Here is a 15647-nt window from a genome sequence, read left to right as displayed (position 1 = left end):
ATCATAGTAAATAATATATAGAGTATCACGTTTTTCAAAAAGATGCTACATCGAAAGGAGAGATTACCATAAAAGCTGGTGGTATTGTTGTTGAATATAACCCTTTTCATAACGGTCATCTTTATCATGTGCAACAGACAAAAAAGTTAACACAATCTGATATAATAATTGCCGTTATGAGTGGTCCTTTTTTACAGCGTGGTGAGCCCGCACTCATTTCCAAATGGTATCGCACTAAAATGGCCTTAGCAAACGGCGTAGACCTTGTTGTAGAGCTTCCATACGTCTTTGCAACACAAAAGGCTGAAACCTTCGCAAATGGTGCTATTTCCATTTTAAATGCCCTACGTGTTTCTGAAATTTGTTTCGGTAGTGAGGATGGACAAATCGAAAATTTTTATAATACCATCTCCGTACAAAAAAACGAAGAAGAGACTTTTAACTACCTTGTAAAACAATTCATGGACGCTGGTAATAGTTATGCAAAAGCAACATCGGATGCTTTCTCACACATTTTAACATCTGAAAAAAACATAGATATGTCACAACCAAATAATATTTTAGGCTTCCAATATATGAAAGCAATTCTGTCACAAAATAGCTCTATACAAGCTCAAACTATAAAAAGATTTGCCTCTCATTATCATGATGAAACATTTAATGACCAACATATTGCAAGCGCAACAAGCATCCGAAAACAACTCTTTAGCGAAGAAGGATCATTTACAACAATTAAACCTTTTCTCCCACAGGCAACCACTTCGCTTTTAGCAAATTACAAACAAAACTACGGGATATTACATAATTGGGAACAATACTTTTCATTTTTTAAATATAGACTCATGACGATGTCTCCAGGGGACTTACGACATATATATGAAATAGAAGAAGGTTTAGAGCATCGTATTTTATCAAAAATACAAAACAGTTCCTCCTTCTATTCATTCATGGAAGCATTAAAAACAAAACGTTATACATGGACTAGATTACAAAGAGCTTGTACACACATTTTAACAAACACAACAAAAGAGGAAATACGTAGCGCAAATATAGAACAACACGCACCATATATTCGCCTGCTAGGCATGTCACAAAAAGGACAAACTTACCTTTCAAAAAACAAGAAAAAAATCGAACTTCCAATCCTTACTCATACAAAAACATTCGACCATGCCGCTTTAGATATAGAGAAAAAAGCAAACTCTGTATATTTCTCCATCATGCACGAACCGTTACGCACACAACTATTAAAACAGGATATAACACACCATCCTATTCGCTATGATGAAACAACTACAAAATTCCTATAAAAAACCTCTCTATTTCAGAGAGGTTTTTTCCTTATCCATCTTTTCTAAATATGTTAACGCATCATCCAGCGTATCTACTGGTACAATTTTCATTTTTGTTTTAATATCCTTTGCAGTCTCAAGTGCATCTTTATAGTTCGATTTCTCCGCACCTTTTTCATTTGGCGCAAAGAACACTTCAGCCCCGGCATCGCTAGCAGCCACCACTTTTTGATTTATACCACCAATCGGGCCCACTTCTCCTTTTTCATTAATTGTACCTGTTCCAGCTATTTCATGTCCTTTCGTTAAGTCTTCTTCCACAAGTTGATTATATATTTCTAATGTGAACATTAAACCTGCGGATGGTCCACCAATTTCATGAGAATTAATTTTCACTTTCGGATCGACCACTAATTCTCTTTCCGTAACGATAGAAACACCTATACCGACACGTCCATTCCCATTAGGAATCGTCTTTACATTTAAATTCTCTTTCAATTGTTTTCCATTTCTCATGTACTCAATACTTACAGCATCGTTTTCTTTTTTCCCTGTCATATATTCAATAAATTGCTCCGTCTTTTCAAATGTTTTTCCGTCAACAGCTATAATAACATCACCAAGCTTAAGCTTTCCTTCTGACGGCATTCCTTTTGCCACACCAGCAACTAATACACCTTTATTTTCAAAAGATACTGAGCGATTTGCACGTTTATATGCATTATAAATTGCTGCATTTTGCGAATCTTTCATCGCATAATTTTGGCGAAATTGATATTCTTCATCACTCTCACCTTTTTGCAATATTTCTTCCGCTTTCGAAATATGTGTATATTTATTAAACTGTGCCGCTATTAAATTCACCACATTTGCTGGTCCCATTGAAACCGTAACAAGCATAAAATCACCAGATTCTTTCGTTCCACCCTCAACTTGAACATAAGGCTCTAATTTGGCAGCCATTCCTGGTTTTGTTACATAATACGGTAAACGTACGTAAACAAGTAACATCGCCAATATAACCCCTATTAAGATTGCATATATAAACCGAAAACGCTTAAACATTATGTTTCTCCTTCCACTGCTCAATTAATAAATAAATATTTGAAACATGTTTTTCTGCTTCTACTTCTCCAACTCGAATAATGTCTTCAATGTTTGTAAAAGCACGTGAACTAAATTGCTCTACAGCTGGTCGCATCATTAAATCCGATGCAATTTGCCGATTCATTACAAGCTCATGCTGCATAATTTCAATACTTTGCATAATTACGTCATAAATGGACGTAACATCGCCATTCACCTTAATTGGAGATACATCAACAGCGATAACAATATCGGCCCCTAACTCTTTCACAACCGATACTGGGATGCGATCAATGACTCCACCATCCACTAATAATCTTCCATCTATTTTTTCTGGTACAAACACTCCAGGAACAGATATGCTAGCCCTCACCGCATCTGCAACTGGCCCACTTGTAAAAACCACTTTTTCCCCCTTCAATATGTCAGTAGCCACAACAGCCGTCGGGATATCTAACTCTTCTAAATTTTTATTATATGTAAACATTTTAATCATATCTTTGACACGTTTTCCAGCAATAAATCCCATTTTCGGTACCGTGAAATCTAAATAATACTTCCGCTTAAAAACAGATGCCAATTTATACAATCTTTCAACGTTACTACTTGCCGCATAAAACGTACCTATTAGCGCCCCCATACTACTTCCTGCAATCATGTGAATAGGGATACCCGCTTCCCTTAAAACCTTTATTACACCAATATGAGCAAACCCTTTCGCTCCTCCAGACCCAAGTGCTAAACCAATCTTTGGTTCTTTCATTTTTCTCACCCTTTAATTTTTTTCATTCCTTTTTCATACTTATGGTCTAAATTCACTACGTATCCACGTATACTGAAATGAACGTTTTTTGGGACAAAGGGGGATTTACTTACATGTATGAAAAATGGAAAACCGCTTTCCTTACCATATCAACGCTATTTTTAACCTTTTCTCTTGTACTCCACCCCCAAGCCGCTTTGCAAGCTTCTATTCGCGGGTTAAATATATGGTGGGAAGTTGTATTCCCTTCACTACTACCGTTTTTCATCATTGCGGAACTTCTAATTAGTATCGGTGTTGTAAAATTTATTGGCGTTATATTAGAACCACTCATGCGCCCACTTTTTCGCGTTCCAGGGATAGGCGGATTTGTTTGGGCGATGGGAATGGCTTCTGGTTTCCCTGCAGGCGCCAAATTAAGCGCTAGACTACGAAAAAGCAATCTTTTAACTCAGATTGAAGCGGAGCGCCTCGTTTCTTTCACAAATTCTTCCAATCCACTTTTTATTTTCGGTGCTGTGTCTATCGGTTTTTTTAATAATCCGAAATTAGGAATTATATTAGCCGCTGCCCATTATTTCAGTAACTTTGCTGTCGGATTAATTATGCGTTTTTACGGCGATAATACCGCTTACAAAAATAATACACACACTACAAAAAAACGTCGCTTTCAAAACCCTTTTTTAATTCTTCACGAGACACGCTTACAAGAAAAAAGACCAATTGGTAAATTACTTGGGGATGCCATTGTTTCTTCTATTCAAACATTACTTATGATTGGCGGATTTATTATTTTATTCTCTGTGTTAAATAAAATGATTACTGTATTCCACATTACAGCAGCTCTTTCTTTTATTATGCAACATATTTTATCATTCTTCCAACTAACTACTGAATTTAGTATTCCCATTTTATCAGGCATTTTCGAAATGACACTCGGGAGCCAAATGATTAGTCAAATAAATGAAACACCCCTCCTGCAGCAAGCGATGGTAACAAGCTTCATTTTAGCATTTAGCGGCCTTTCTATTCAGGCACAAGTTGCTAGCATATTAGCTGAAACAGACATACGATTTAAGCCCTATTTTTTCGCACGAATTATCCAAAGTATTCTCGCTCCTATTTTTACCTTTATATTTTGGAAACCATTTTATGAAAAAGTAAGCTCTTTTTCACCTATGCAAAAAGATATTCCCGTATTTTTTTCCAATTCTTCTTTTATACTGCATGAAATTTGGACATCTTTTATACACTATGGACCGATATTTACTTTATTTTGTTTATACGTATATGTTATTTTATTATTTTTCCGTAGCAACAAAGAAAAACCCCGTTCACTTTAACGGGGTTTGAAACTTTTCTTTTAAAGCACGTTCTACAACAGGAGGTACAAGATCTACTACACTTCCGCCATATCTCGCAACTTCTTTCACAATGCTCGAGCTTAAAAATGAATATTGGTTATTTGTCATAATAAAAAAGGTTTCAATGTTTTCATCTAATTTTCGATTCATAGAAGTAATTTGCATCTCATATTCAAAATCAGAAACTGCTCGTAACCCACGTAAAATTGCATTTGCATTACGCATTTTCGCATACTCTACTAATAGTCCACTATGTGAATCTACTTTTACATTCGGGATTTCCTTTGTTGCTTCTCGAATTAAGTCTAAACGCTCTTCAACTGAAAAGAACGGTTTTTTTGACGAGTTGTTTAAAACTACTACGTATACCTCGTCAAATACTTTTGCTCCCCTTTTAATAATATCCAGATGCCCAAGGGTAATTGGATCAAAACTTCCCGACGAAATAGCTATACTAGTCATTCTGTCCCCTCACCTTCATACTTATAGATCGATATTGCTGTAATGCCGTAATTCTCAGCTCGCACTTTTACAAGTCTTCCTATAGACTCAGGTAAAACTACATCATTACCATGCTCTGACATAATTAATCCATCTCTATGTAGCAATCCATGTTGATCCATCACACTAATTAAAGATACAATTTTTTGATCTTTATATGGCGGATCAATTAATATAAGATCGAATGCTATTTCACGTTTTATAAGAGCCTTTACCGCGCGTTCTGCATCATTTCGATATACTTCAGCTTGTTCCTGTACTCTACAACTTTCTAAATTTTGATGAATTACTTTTATTGCTTTACTATCCCGATCAACAAAAATTACTTTATCGATCCCTCTGCTCAAAGCCTCAATTCCAAGACCACCACTACCACCAAATAAATCAAGGGCGATACCACCATCAAAATAAGGACCTATCATATTAAAAATAGATTCTTTTACTTTATCTGTCGTTGGACGTGTTGTATTACCAGGAACCGCTTTAAGTGGGTGTCCTTTACATTTTCCTGAAACTACTCTCATCTGTTGTCACTACCTTTATTTCAATCTATCGAGCGATTATAGAAAGCCATTCCCACTTCGGTAACAGTTAACAAACCACATTCACCTAACTATAGAAAAACTCGGCCTCAAATAACCTCTCGTTATTTTTATGTATTCATCTCATCATTCACTAATATGAACCCAATATGTATATTAGTTCCACTTTATCTTTTTTATCCTATCACAAAATAAAAAAAAGAAAAATAAAAAGCCCAACATAAAATTTAATTTCATTATGTATATCTTCATTTAGATTGGACATAAATAATTATAACAACATCACCTTCGATGTTGTTGCCAACCGCGGAGAAGACTTACGTTTCCCCATAAGTTCTTCCTCCGGTTTCTCCTCTCCCTTTGCCTTCTTACTAGTACATGCTAGTATAAGAAGGGCCCTGCTATGCAGGGTTTTTTTTTCTTTGTGTGCTTTTCATTTAAAAAGTGAAATGGTACAGTAAAAGAAAGAGGAGGAAAAGATATGATTCAACGCTTTATAGAACTTGGAGAAGGCTACTCTGATTTATATGAATTACTTGAAATTGCCAAAACAAATCAAGAACGTATAGCACATATGTTACAATTTGAAACGATAAAAAACGATAAAAAAGTGTGTTCGCTTGTTGTAATATTAAAACCAACTACTACTGGTGATTTCCAACCATTATACATATGTCGTGAAGGCATTCCTGTATTTGAAAATAAAAAAAGTAAACGTGTCATTTTATTTGAAGAAACGGCAGAACAACTCGGAAAAAAAGTGGCTACCTTTACTGTAAAACCATCTACAACTTTCCCAGAAAAAGAACTATTTTTTAATCATTTAATTGGTATTTTACGAATGAACAATTTCATTCCTCCGATGAAATAACGTGTTATTTCAAGTGAAAAATCCCCGGCTAAATTTAGCAGGGGATTTTTTCTATTAGCTATAATCGTATTCTTTTGCTCGATCAGGACGGGAATTTTCAAATTCCGTTTTTAAATACGGGCGATACGACTGTTCTATCTTTTTCACAAAAGGAAGTTTGTTCAACTTATGCATCATATGCTCAATTTGTTCCATATCACAATATACTACAGCATATTTTAATCGTTTTGATATGTAATGTATGTTACCATATTTCCTTAAAATCTTGGCATGTTTCAATGAATGTAAATAAACAATCATACTTTGTCGTTGCCCGAACATAATCTTCTCCATCTTCTCCTTTTAAAAACATATATTTTATATTCTATGAAAACCAATCAGAAATTTATAACATTACAGGACAAACTCTGTATACGTTTTCTTCCAACTTCTAAAAAACGGGGTACATCACCCCGTTTTTTTACAACCACAACCTCCGCCAGTACCACAACCTCCACCACAGCCACCAGCATCAAAGAATGGATTTCCTGTTGGCACTTTAATGGAAGAAGACACTTCCGAACCGATTGCTACACTAACTTCGTCTAATAACTTCTGCAAAGCAGTTTCTGCTCTTTTAAAAGCTGCAACCTTATCATGTAAGTCCACAGAACGCTTTAATTCTCTCATTTTCATCGACACGGTAGTATAGTCAGGATGGTATTTTCCAAAACGCTGTACTTCCTCATACCGTTCTTTCATCGCTGTAAATTGCTGAATTAGCGTCTGAAGTTCCATATCTTCATGTAATTCTCTATAATACTTACGATAATCTTCTGCTATATCTGAACAGATAATCGCTTTTGCAAGCTGCTCTGCCTTATCTAATATTAATACGCTTTCTAGCGTCGCTACAATCATGAGAGACACCTCCGAGTATCCATCATACCACATTTAGATTAGAACTACTAATTGAAGTGACTTACTCAAAAGAAAGATATAACGTAACTATTTTTACACTATATCCGTACACACTTATACATTAATATGTTCCGCTATATTATATTTAAGAACATCCCATTTTCCACTATTTTGTTTCACATAACTAATACACGCATTTTTTAATGGTGTCTTAAATGTAATTTCATCTGGTTCAATGGCATGTAAAATCGCTTTTATCGCGTGTGAGTGAGCAACAATAATAATACGTTTGCCAAAATGAGTTGTCGCAACATCTTCTAAAGCAGCAAAGCAACGAGCTACAATCTCTTCATCTCGCTCCATACCTTCTACTTTACCCTCAGCAATCAACTCTCTAACAGCCGCAACCGGCTTCCCTGAAGCTTCTCCAAAATTCCGTTCAACAAATCGCTCATCTAATAAAATCGATTGTAATCCAACTGCCGTTGCGATTTCATTAGCCGTTTCTTGCGCTCTAATTAACGGGCTACTTATAATGATATCCCACGTTTCTTCTTGTAAAGCAGCTGCACTTTGACTCGCTTGCTTCTTACCAACTTTATTAAGCGGAATATCTTCTCGCCCCTGAATAATTTCTTGAAAATTCCAATCAGTTTGTCCATGTCGTACTAAACAAATTTCCGTCATGCTGCAACTCCTTTTTAAATAATCAACTTCTATTGTAACAAAAGTTCTGCATGACGGACATATTTTTCACTTCCAATTAGGTTGCATTTTGTTGCTTCATATACTGAAACATATCAATCATGATCGAAGCAACGGCCAATTGATTTTGAAACTTTTCCACTTTATCTGGTATCGTTTTTTTGAAATGTTGCATCGCCGCTAACTCAAAAGCCTCTTTTTCTTCAGGATTTCGTGTTAATTTTCTATACCAGTACGGTTGCTCTCTAATATAGCGAGATAAATCCTCATCAGCCTTTATAAACTCCATAATTTCTGCTCTCATCATCTTTCCCCCTAATCCTTTTGAAAGAAAAACGGGTTATTTTCTGAAGTACTTTGCTCTTGCTGCGTACGGTTACCTTGAAATTGCTGAATAACTTGTTGCACGCTCCCAATTGCACTCGTCACATTGGCTAAATGGTTCTGCATTTGTTCCACGTCCAACTTTTTAAAAAAAGAAAGCATTTGCCCCATCACATCAGCAGTTTTTTCCTCTTCAGTTCGATTATCTTTTTCTTTTTTATTTTCTTTTACCGAAGAAAACGCAGGCGCTCCATCCGGTCTATAAGTTGCCCATATTGGATCTTCTTCACCAAGTAAGTACCATTCTTCATAAAATTGTTGCCATGTTTTATGACCACTTCTAACCTCATGAACCATTTTAGGGTGATGGTTTACAAATTCTTTAAACTGTTGAATCGATGGATGTAACGGTCCTTTTGTTGTTGGCATAATCCTCACCTCTCCATGTATATCTACTATATAGTAAGAAAAAAAAGGCGCATGGTTCGCCTATTTTTAGACGATTCATGCACCTTTTTTTCTGCTATTTGCATACGGTCAGATTCCCACCTACAATTCAGTGAATACGAAGTAACTAATTTGGTAATGTGACACCCCACCGCTTACAGTTTCGCTTTATTTTCGAATAAAGTTTTGTGTATAAAATTTATCGTATACACCAACACCTAATCCTGTAAATTGTTCATTTAATAAATTCTTTCTATGCCCCTCACTATTTAACCAACCTTGCACTGCCGCAATTCCATCACTATGTTGCGCCGCTATGTTCTCACCAGCAAGTTGAAATCCTACTTTCCCGCGCTGCAAACGATCTCCTAGTGTACCTAATGTAGGTGAGTCATGAGAAAAATAATTATTGTCTTTCATATCTTTACTGTGACCAACAGCAACATCTGCTGTTTCCTGATCCCATGTTAATAACGGTAATTTATGACGACTTCGAATGATATTTGTTAAATCAAAAATTTGTTGCATATTCCCATTTTCTACTTGTTTTATTTTTTCTGGAGTCAATGGTTGTTCTGCTATTAATTCACCTGAATAAACGAGCTGATACGGTCTTTGGCGTAATAAAGTTTCATCATCCATATAACGAACACCAACAAGCTCATGTGTAAATTGATCAAAATACAATTGCGCCCATCCATCTTCTACAGGTATTAACGGTTGTTCCATGACTTCGGTATCAGATAGCTCAAATTGATAACTATTTTTCCCTCTTTTTAATGAAATTTCATGCGAAAGCGGACTTTTTTTATATACTTCTTCATATTTTTCATTTATATAATAAGGTGGAACCTTAACTTGTTCACCAGCTGCGTATGCCGTTACAACTTTACGTTCAGAAACTCCAAATTGAACATACTGAGTTAAATCCTGGTTGTATACCCACCATTCATATCCGTATGCAGATGGCTCTATTCGAGAGGGTTCTCCCCACTTCGCTAATAAGTTTTCAGAGTCTTCACCAATCATATTTAAAACAGTGTCTGAGGAGTCTTCCTTAATTTGCTTTTTCTTTTTCACAATTTTATTTTCTTGCTTTGATTGAGATGGGGTTAATATATATTGTGAAACGAGTAATTTCCCGTATAAATCAACAGCTAAAATTAAAAATGTAATCATTACGATACGCAATAATTTCTTCAAACGATATACCTCCTGAACAAAACATAAAATTGAGATATACACAAATCCTTTTCTTTCTTTTTGTGTGTACCGTACTCTTTTCACTATATCATATTTTTGTGAAAAAAGTCTGGATTATCCCTTTTCTCTCAATATGAATTGCACTTTCTTATTATTCATACTATTATAAAAATAATGGTGTAACATTAAAAAAGGAGGTATTATATGCAATTTACAAATACGAAATTTAATGGAGCCGTCGTTGAATTAACTCTTTTAACTGAAATCATGGAAAACAACCACTTCGTACTTGCCGGACAGTGGGATTATGAACGAGTTACATACGATTATAAATTTGAAATATTAAAGGATGTTTATTATTTACGAGTGCAAGGAGTTGCTGTTGAAGGTGACATCGGCAGTAGACACGCTGAAGTAAAACTACTTCCCCCCTTATTAGGAAAACATTATTATCCTCACGGCGTTGAATATGGTGATGATGAGACTTTCCCAACGAATGTACTTCAAAAAAGCGAACAACTCCTACAAAATGTCGAAAAAGAGTTAAAAGAATTTCAAATTATTGATTAACAAAAACAAGCGCATCAATATGATGCGCTTGTTTTATTTCCCTTCCCTAAGAATGAATCGTTTTTTTTACTGGATATCCATAAATAGATCCATCTTTTACTTTAATCTCATCTTCCCAAGGAACCTTATATTTACCTTCAGCTAAATCTTTTACAAACGTATATGGATTTTCTTTCACCCCACCAGGAGTTGCTACATATCCTCTTGAACCTAGATTATATATATTATTTTCCAATCCCCATCCTAATCTAGCCTGATCTGCTAGTTCTGGATATACTTCAGCAGTAACAATCTCCCACGGATTTCGATGACCCTGTACTAAAGTAGTCCCATCAAAGTTACATACTTGTCCTTCACCAAAGTAATAAAATACACCATCATAACCCGCTAAGTTTACCGACAATGTATACATTAAATTTTGCCATGCATTTGAGCGATTGGTTAGCATCCATTGTTCACTAACTTGTGTACTATATCCAGAAATACGAATTAAGACATTTGCACCTTTATAGGCCGCTTCACGAGCTACTTCAGGGAACATGCCATCATGACAAATACAAACAGCTAATTTACTTCCTCCAGGTCCATCACAAACAGGTAAGCCTAAATCTCCAGCTTTCCAAGGCTCGACTGGCACCCAAGGATTTAGCTTACGATACTTCAAAATCATTTCACCTTGTGGATCAATAATAACTGCTGTATTATATGGCTCTCCACCATCAGGATTTTTCTCCATTATTGAAAAAACACCATATACTTTAGATTCTTTACATGCCTCAGCAAATAAGTCTGTTTCTGGCCCAGGCACTGTGCATAAAAATTCTTCTGTAGTCCATTTTTTTGTATTGAGCCCTTGTGTACTATATTCAGGAAATACTATCAATTCTAAACCAGGGTAACCTGATTTGGTCGAATGAATTGTTTTTATGATTTGTTGAATTTGTTTATCAATGTCTGCACGCGATTCTACTACTGGTACTGGATATTGAATTAGTGCTGTCAAAAAACCACTAATCGGCTTTACCATACTTCCACTACTACCCATTTAAACTCCCCCTTAAAATAGTTCGTGTTTATTAAAGATAACAATATATATTTGTAACTCTCTAAAAAACTTGCACTACATATGGAATTATTACGCATGAAAGCTAGTAGTAAATTTTATCTCCACTTTTAGTACACGCCTACACTAACTTAACATAAAAAGTTAGAAAATTCAATCTTTTTAAAGGTAGCTAAAACTAAAAAAGAAAAAGCGCATGGAATCCCATACACTTTTTTACTTAGTCTGTAAATACGGCGGCAATTGTTGCAACTGCTCCTTATCCTTTTCACGTTCTCTACGTGCCCATCTAAAGAATACATAGCCTATAATTGTACCGTATACTATTTCCTGGACAATTTTCATTATAATACCACCAGTTTGCTGGTCTTGTACGACTGGCATCCAGTGCAAAAATTCTGGTCCCGTTATATTCAAATCTGATAAAGTGTCCACTGGTACACATAGTTCCATCGCTTTCATCCAAGCAGCTGGATCCGTATACGTTGCAAATAACGGCGCTGTCGCAAAAATGATTAACGCACAGGCAGGCGTTAATAATATGCCGTTAGCAAACATATAACCAAGTTTCTTTATATCACTTAACGTTTGATATTCTGGTAATGGATTTAACATCGGCCACCACATCATGATTGCTGTAAAAAACAATATAGCGAGACAAATAGGATGAGCTATTTGACTTTGTTTTACTGTATCAAAAACAACTGGTAAATGATAAAAAGAAAACAGGCCGTTAAATACAAACAACGCAATAAGTGGTTTAGCAAATGCCTTTAATATAATTTGAACGAACTTAAAAGAAGTAATGTAACGATATAACCAAATTGGTATACCAAGCAACAGTAACGGTGGAACTGCAATATACATGACTGCCATTTCAAACATATGAGCACTAAATATAATATGGCCAATTAAATCAATAGGTCCTCCCTTTACAAAATACAAAAGAACAATACCAGTCGTAAAATAAAAAATTTGCTTCTTACTTACCTTCGTCGCATTTTCAAATTGCATTCTATATGGCCCAATAATTAAGAAGTACCCAATAAGAATTGAAAGCATAAATAATAAAAAGATTGGACTCCATAAAGCCTGAAAACCAAATATCCACAAGTTACTCATTTTCACACCTACCTTCGTAAGGTTATCTCATAATATGAAGAGGGAGCTGTGACAACACAAGCTCCCTTATTTTTCACTTTTCAAATCCACACGATTGTCATAAAAGCTAAAATTGTAATTAATCCTATTAGCAGACCAGAGTAAAGAAAGAAACTTGCTGCTTCATGTCCTTTATGACTCATATGCATAAAATAATACAATTGAAAAATTACTTGTACCACTGCTAATAGTAAAATAAACGGTACAGAGAAAATCGGACTAAAAGTTTTTGGATACGCCACTGCTACAAATGCAACTAATGTTAAAAAAATCATTAATGCAAACGTAATAACTTGATGCCTCATTTCCTCCGCACTTTTTCTCTTCCGATAAACAAGATCAACTTTAGGATTATTCGTTTGCTTTATCGCCATTGTTTATCCCACCATTCCCATTAAATATACTACAGTGAAAATAAACACCCAAACTACGTCAATAAAGTGCCAATAAATCGATGCAACATAAAACTTCGGTGCATTGTATAAATTTAGACCTCTCTTCGCATTTCTAAAGATTAATGTTAAAATCCAACATAACCCAAACAATACGTGGAGTCCATGTGTACCAACAAGAGCATAAAACGCAGAGCCAAACGCACTACTTCTCATAGTATGCTTAAATTCATGTGTATAATGATAAAACTCATATATCTCAAATCCTAAAAACCCTAAACCTAGCAATACTGTTACTAGTAACCAAAGCTGCATTTTCTTAAAGTTAAAGTTTTTCATGTGATACATCGCATATACACTCGTTAAGCTACTCGTTAATAAAAGCATCGTCATAATAAAAACGAGTGGCATTTGGAACATCTCTTGAGATGTTGGTCCACCATTTGTAGAATTCTTTAACGCTAAATATGTGCCGAATAATGAAGCGAACAGCACTGTTTCGCCTCCAAGAAATAACCAAAAACCGACAAACTTATTTTTCCCTTCAAGGGTTGCTTTTTCAGGCTCTGCTGGAAATGTTTCATTCGTTAATTTTTCATCTACATGCATTATGCCTTGCCCCCCTTATCCTCTAAATCTTCTTTATGAATATGATACCCATGATCATCAATTACTGAACGTAGGAACATTGCGCCAAATGTAATGATTAAACCAATAATTGCTACTAATAACCAGAACTTATCTTTTCCGCCCTGCATATACATCGCACCAAATGCCGCTATAAACAATCCGAAAGAAATGACAAATGGTGAAAACGAAGGATTTGGCATATGAATATCACCAACTGGTTCCGCTGCTGTCATCTCTTTATTACCTTCACGTTTTTCAATCCAAAACGGATCTAATCCGCGAACAAATGGTAATTGTTTAAAGTTATATTCTGGTGTCGGTGCTGGCATTGTCCATTCTAATGTACGTGCATCCCACGGATCACGACCAGCTTTTTCTTTTGATACTGTCGTTTTAATTACATTGAATAGAAGAACAATCGTTCCAAGAGCCATAAACACCGCTCCGATAGAACTAATCATATTCCCCATTTCCAACCCTTGCCCTTCAAGATATGTGTAGTAACGGCGTGGCATACCAATCAAGCCAAGGAAATGCTGAATAAAGAACGTTAAATGGAAACCGATAAAGAATAGCCAAAACGTTATCTTTCCTAATGTTTCATTTAATACTTTATTGAACATCAGTGGCCAATAATAATGGGCTCCTGCAAGTAAACCAAATACAACACCGCCAACGATTACATAATGAAAATGCGCTACTACGAAATAGTTATCATGAAATTGATAATCAGCTGGTGCAGATGCTAGCATAACCCCTGTAACTCCACCCATTACGAATGATGGAATGAAAGCTACTGCCCACATCATTGGTGTCGTAAAACGAATACTTCCACCCCACATTGTAAAGAGCCAGTTGAATATTTTGATACCAGTCGGAACCGCAATCGCCATTGTTGCAACTGAGAAAATAGCATTAGCAACTGGACCAAGTCCAACAGTAAACATATGGTGCGCCCATACCATAAATCCTAAAAATCCAATTAATACCGTCGCAAACACCATCGATGAATAGCCAAACAATCGTTTTTTCGAAAATGTCGCGAAGATTTCCGAGAATATTCCGAAAGCTGGGAGTATAAGAATGTATACTTCTGGATGACCGAAAATCCAGAATAAATGCTCCCATATAATTGTATTCCCGCCCAATGCCGGATTAAAGAAACTTGTTCCAAATAAACGATCTAACATTAAAAGTCCTAATCCTACAGTTAACGGCGGAAAAGCGAATAATATAAGCGAAGATGTTACAAATGTTGTCCATGTAAACATCGGCATACGCATATACGTCATTCCTGGCGCGCGCATATTAATAATGGTTACAAGGAAGTTAATTCCTCCAATTAATGTACCAATACCTGAGATTTGCAAGCCGAGTACATAGAAATCAACACCATGACCTTTAGAGGCTAAAGCTAAAGATGCATAAGATGTCCATCCTGCATCAGGTGCTCCACCTAAAAACCAACTTAAATTTAAAAATACTCCACCAAAGAAAAATAACCAAAATCCGAGTGAATTCAAAAACGGGAACGCTACATCACGTGCACCAATTTGAAGTGGTACAGCGGCGTTCATAAATGCAAACACGAGTGGCATAGCTGCGAGGAAAATCATTGTTGTACCGTGCATCGTTAATACTTGATTATAAGCATCCCCAACAAGAAAAGCGTTGTTAGGAATTGCTAATTGAAGGCGAATAAATAGAGCTTCTATTCCGCCTATTACAAAAAACAATCCACCTGCAATTAAATAGAGAATGGCAATCTTTTTATGGTCTACTGTCGTTAAATAATCCCATATGACAGCACCCATCCCCTGTTTTTTTGCTACA

The 15647-nt window shown here is 35.8% G+C and carries 19 protein-coding genes; 4 read left to right on the top strand and 15 right to left on the bottom strand.

Translation table 11 applies throughout. The features are described from left to right. The first annotated feature begins 128 nt into the window (after positions 1 to 128). Positions 129 to 1310, top strand: coding sequence for a nucleotidyltransferase (locus ACTFRY_RS04855; RefSeq protein WP_002000715.1), 1182 nt, complete (start codon positions 129 to 131; stop codon positions 1308 to 1310). 9 nt (positions 1311 to 1319) lie between these two features. Here the strand turns inward: ACTFRY_RS04855 and ACTFRY_RS04850 are convergent, their stop codons facing one another. Both ACTFRY_RS04850 and ACTFRY_RS04845 read right to left on the bottom strand, forming a co-directional pair. Next, complete coding sequence (locus ACTFRY_RS04850; RefSeq protein ID WP_016118562.1) at positions 1320 to 2357, bottom strand: SepM family pheromone-processing serine protease; 1038 nt, start codon at positions 2355 to 2357, stop codon at positions 1320 to 1322. Then, complete coding sequence (locus ACTFRY_RS04845) at positions 2350 to 3141, bottom strand: patatin-like phospholipase family protein (RefSeq protein WP_000662590.1); 792 nt, start codon at positions 3139 to 3141, stop codon at positions 2350 to 2352. Before ACTFRY_RS04845 ends, ACTFRY_RS04850 begins: the two co-directional genes overlap by 8 nt. Positions 3142 to 3254: 113 nt before the next feature. Between ACTFRY_RS04845 and ylbJ the strand changes: the two genes are divergently transcribed. Beyond that, positions 3255 to 4484, top strand: coding sequence for a sporulation integral membrane protein YlbJ (ylbJ, locus tag ACTFRY_RS04840; protein WP_000273085.1), 1230 nt, complete (start codon positions 3255 to 3257; stop codon positions 4482 to 4484). Here ylbJ and coaD read toward each other — a convergent pair. Then, positions 4476 to 4967: a pantetheine-phosphate adenylyltransferase gene (gene coaD, locus ACTFRY_RS04835; protein WP_000200599.1), complete on the bottom strand. Its 492-nt coding sequence runs from the start codon at positions 4965 to 4967 to the stop codon at positions 4476 to 4478. The two genes, ylbJ and coaD, sit on opposite strands and share 9 nt — an antisense overlap. After that, positions 4964 to 5530, bottom strand: coding sequence for a 16S rRNA (guanine(966)-N(2))-methyltransferase RsmD (gene rsmD, locus ACTFRY_RS04830; protein ID WP_001266980.1), 567 nt, complete (start codon positions 5528 to 5530; stop codon positions 4964 to 4966). The genes coaD and rsmD overlap by 4 nt, the downstream gene beginning before the upstream one ends. 499 nt (positions 5531 to 6029) lie before the next feature. Between rsmD and ACTFRY_RS04825 the strand changes: the two genes are divergently transcribed. Next, positions 6030 to 6419, top strand: coding sequence for a DUF7147 family protein (locus ACTFRY_RS04825; RefSeq protein ID WP_000616017.1), 390 nt, complete (start codon positions 6030 to 6032; stop codon positions 6417 to 6419). A gap of 54 nt (positions 6420 to 6473) precedes the next feature. Here ACTFRY_RS04825 and ACTFRY_RS04820 read toward each other — a convergent pair whose 3' ends face one another. From ACTFRY_RS04820 to ACTFRY_RS04795, 6 genes are all read right to left on the bottom strand, one after another. Then, positions 6474 to 6740, bottom strand: coding sequence for a YlbG family protein (locus tag ACTFRY_RS04820; protein WP_002082261.1), 267 nt, complete (start codon positions 6738 to 6740; stop codon positions 6474 to 6476). A gap of 126 nt (positions 6741 to 6866) precedes the next feature. Further along, positions 6867 to 7319: a YlbF family regulator gene (locus ACTFRY_RS04815; protein WP_000634366.1), complete on the bottom strand. Its 453-nt coding sequence runs from the start codon at positions 7317 to 7319 to the stop codon at positions 6867 to 6869. Positions 7320 to 7433: 114 nt separating this feature from the next. Continuing rightward, positions 7434 to 8006: a histidine phosphatase family protein gene (locus tag ACTFRY_RS04810; protein ID WP_098616211.1), complete on the bottom strand. Its 573-nt coding sequence runs from the start codon at positions 8004 to 8006 to the stop codon at positions 7434 to 7436. A gap of 76 nt (positions 8007 to 8082) precedes the next feature. Beyond that, on the bottom strand, positions 8083 to 8328 hold the full coding sequence (locus ACTFRY_RS04805) for a YlbE-like family protein (RefSeq protein WP_001200990.1): 246 nt from the start codon (positions 8326 to 8328) through the stop codon (positions 8083 to 8085). An 11-nt stretch (positions 8329 to 8339) separates the two neighbouring features. Beyond that, a complete protein-coding gene (locus tag ACTFRY_RS04800) occupies positions 8340 to 8777 on the bottom strand; it encodes a YlbD family protein (RefSeq protein WP_001143324.1) in 438 nt (145 codons plus the stop codon). Between the two features lie 186 nt (positions 8778 to 8963). Beyond that, the gene (locus ACTFRY_RS04795) at positions 8964 to 9998 is read right to left on the bottom strand and encodes a CAP domain-containing protein (protein ID WP_000735378.1); all 1035 of its coding nucleotides are present in this window, start codon (positions 9996 to 9998) and stop codon (positions 8964 to 8966) included. Positions 9999 to 10202: 204 nt separating this feature from the next. On the opposite strand from ACTFRY_RS04795, the gene ACTFRY_RS04790 reads away from it, so the two are divergent. Then, entirely contained in the window at positions 10203 to 10568 is a 366-nt protein-coding gene (locus tag ACTFRY_RS04790) for a YugN family protein (RefSeq protein ID WP_001160947.1), read from the top strand. 46 nt (positions 10569 to 10614) lie between these two features. On the opposite strand, the gene ACTFRY_RS04785 is transcribed toward ACTFRY_RS04790, so the two are convergent. The 5 genes from ACTFRY_RS04785 to ctaD all read right to left on the bottom strand — a co-directional run bounded on the left by ACTFRY_RS04785 (position 10615) and on the right by ctaD (position 15628). Beyond that, complete coding sequence (locus ACTFRY_RS04785; protein ID WP_000535802.1) at positions 10615 to 11613, bottom strand: formamidase; 999 nt, start codon at positions 11611 to 11613, stop codon at positions 10615 to 10617. A 234-nt stretch (positions 11614 to 11847) separates the two neighbouring features. After that, the gene (gene ctaG / locus ACTFRY_RS04780) at positions 11848 to 12753 is read right to left on the bottom strand and encodes a cytochrome c oxidase assembly factor CtaG (RefSeq protein WP_098616210.1); all 906 of its coding nucleotides are present in this window, start codon (positions 12751 to 12753) and stop codon (positions 11848 to 11850) included. A gap of 80 nt (positions 12754 to 12833) precedes the next feature. Beyond that, complete coding sequence (gene ctaF / locus ACTFRY_RS04775; protein WP_000985706.1) at positions 12834 to 13166, bottom strand: cytochrome c oxidase subunit IVB; 333 nt, start codon at positions 13164 to 13166, stop codon at positions 12834 to 12836. Positions 13167 to 13169: 3 nt separating this feature from the next. Continuing rightward, a complete protein-coding gene (gene ctaE / locus ACTFRY_RS04770) occupies positions 13170 to 13793 on the bottom strand; it encodes a cytochrome c oxidase subunit III (protein ID WP_000557861.1) in 624 nt (207 codons plus the stop codon). Next, complete coding sequence (gene ctaD / locus ACTFRY_RS04765) at positions 13793 to 15628, bottom strand: cytochrome c oxidase subunit I (protein ID WP_153579316.1); 1836 nt, start codon at positions 15626 to 15628, stop codon at positions 13793 to 13795. Before ctaD ends, ctaE begins: the two co-directional genes overlap by 1 nt. Positions 15629 to 15647 lie beyond the last annotated feature (19 nt).

Origin of the sequence: Bacillus cereus group sp. MYBK195-1, assembly GCF_051916605.1 — a bacterium.
Taxonomy (GTDB): Bacteria; Bacillota; Bacilli; order Bacillales; family Bacillaceae_G; genus Bacillus_A; species Bacillus_A cereus.
This window is presented reverse-complemented; position numbering and strand designations above follow the sequence as displayed.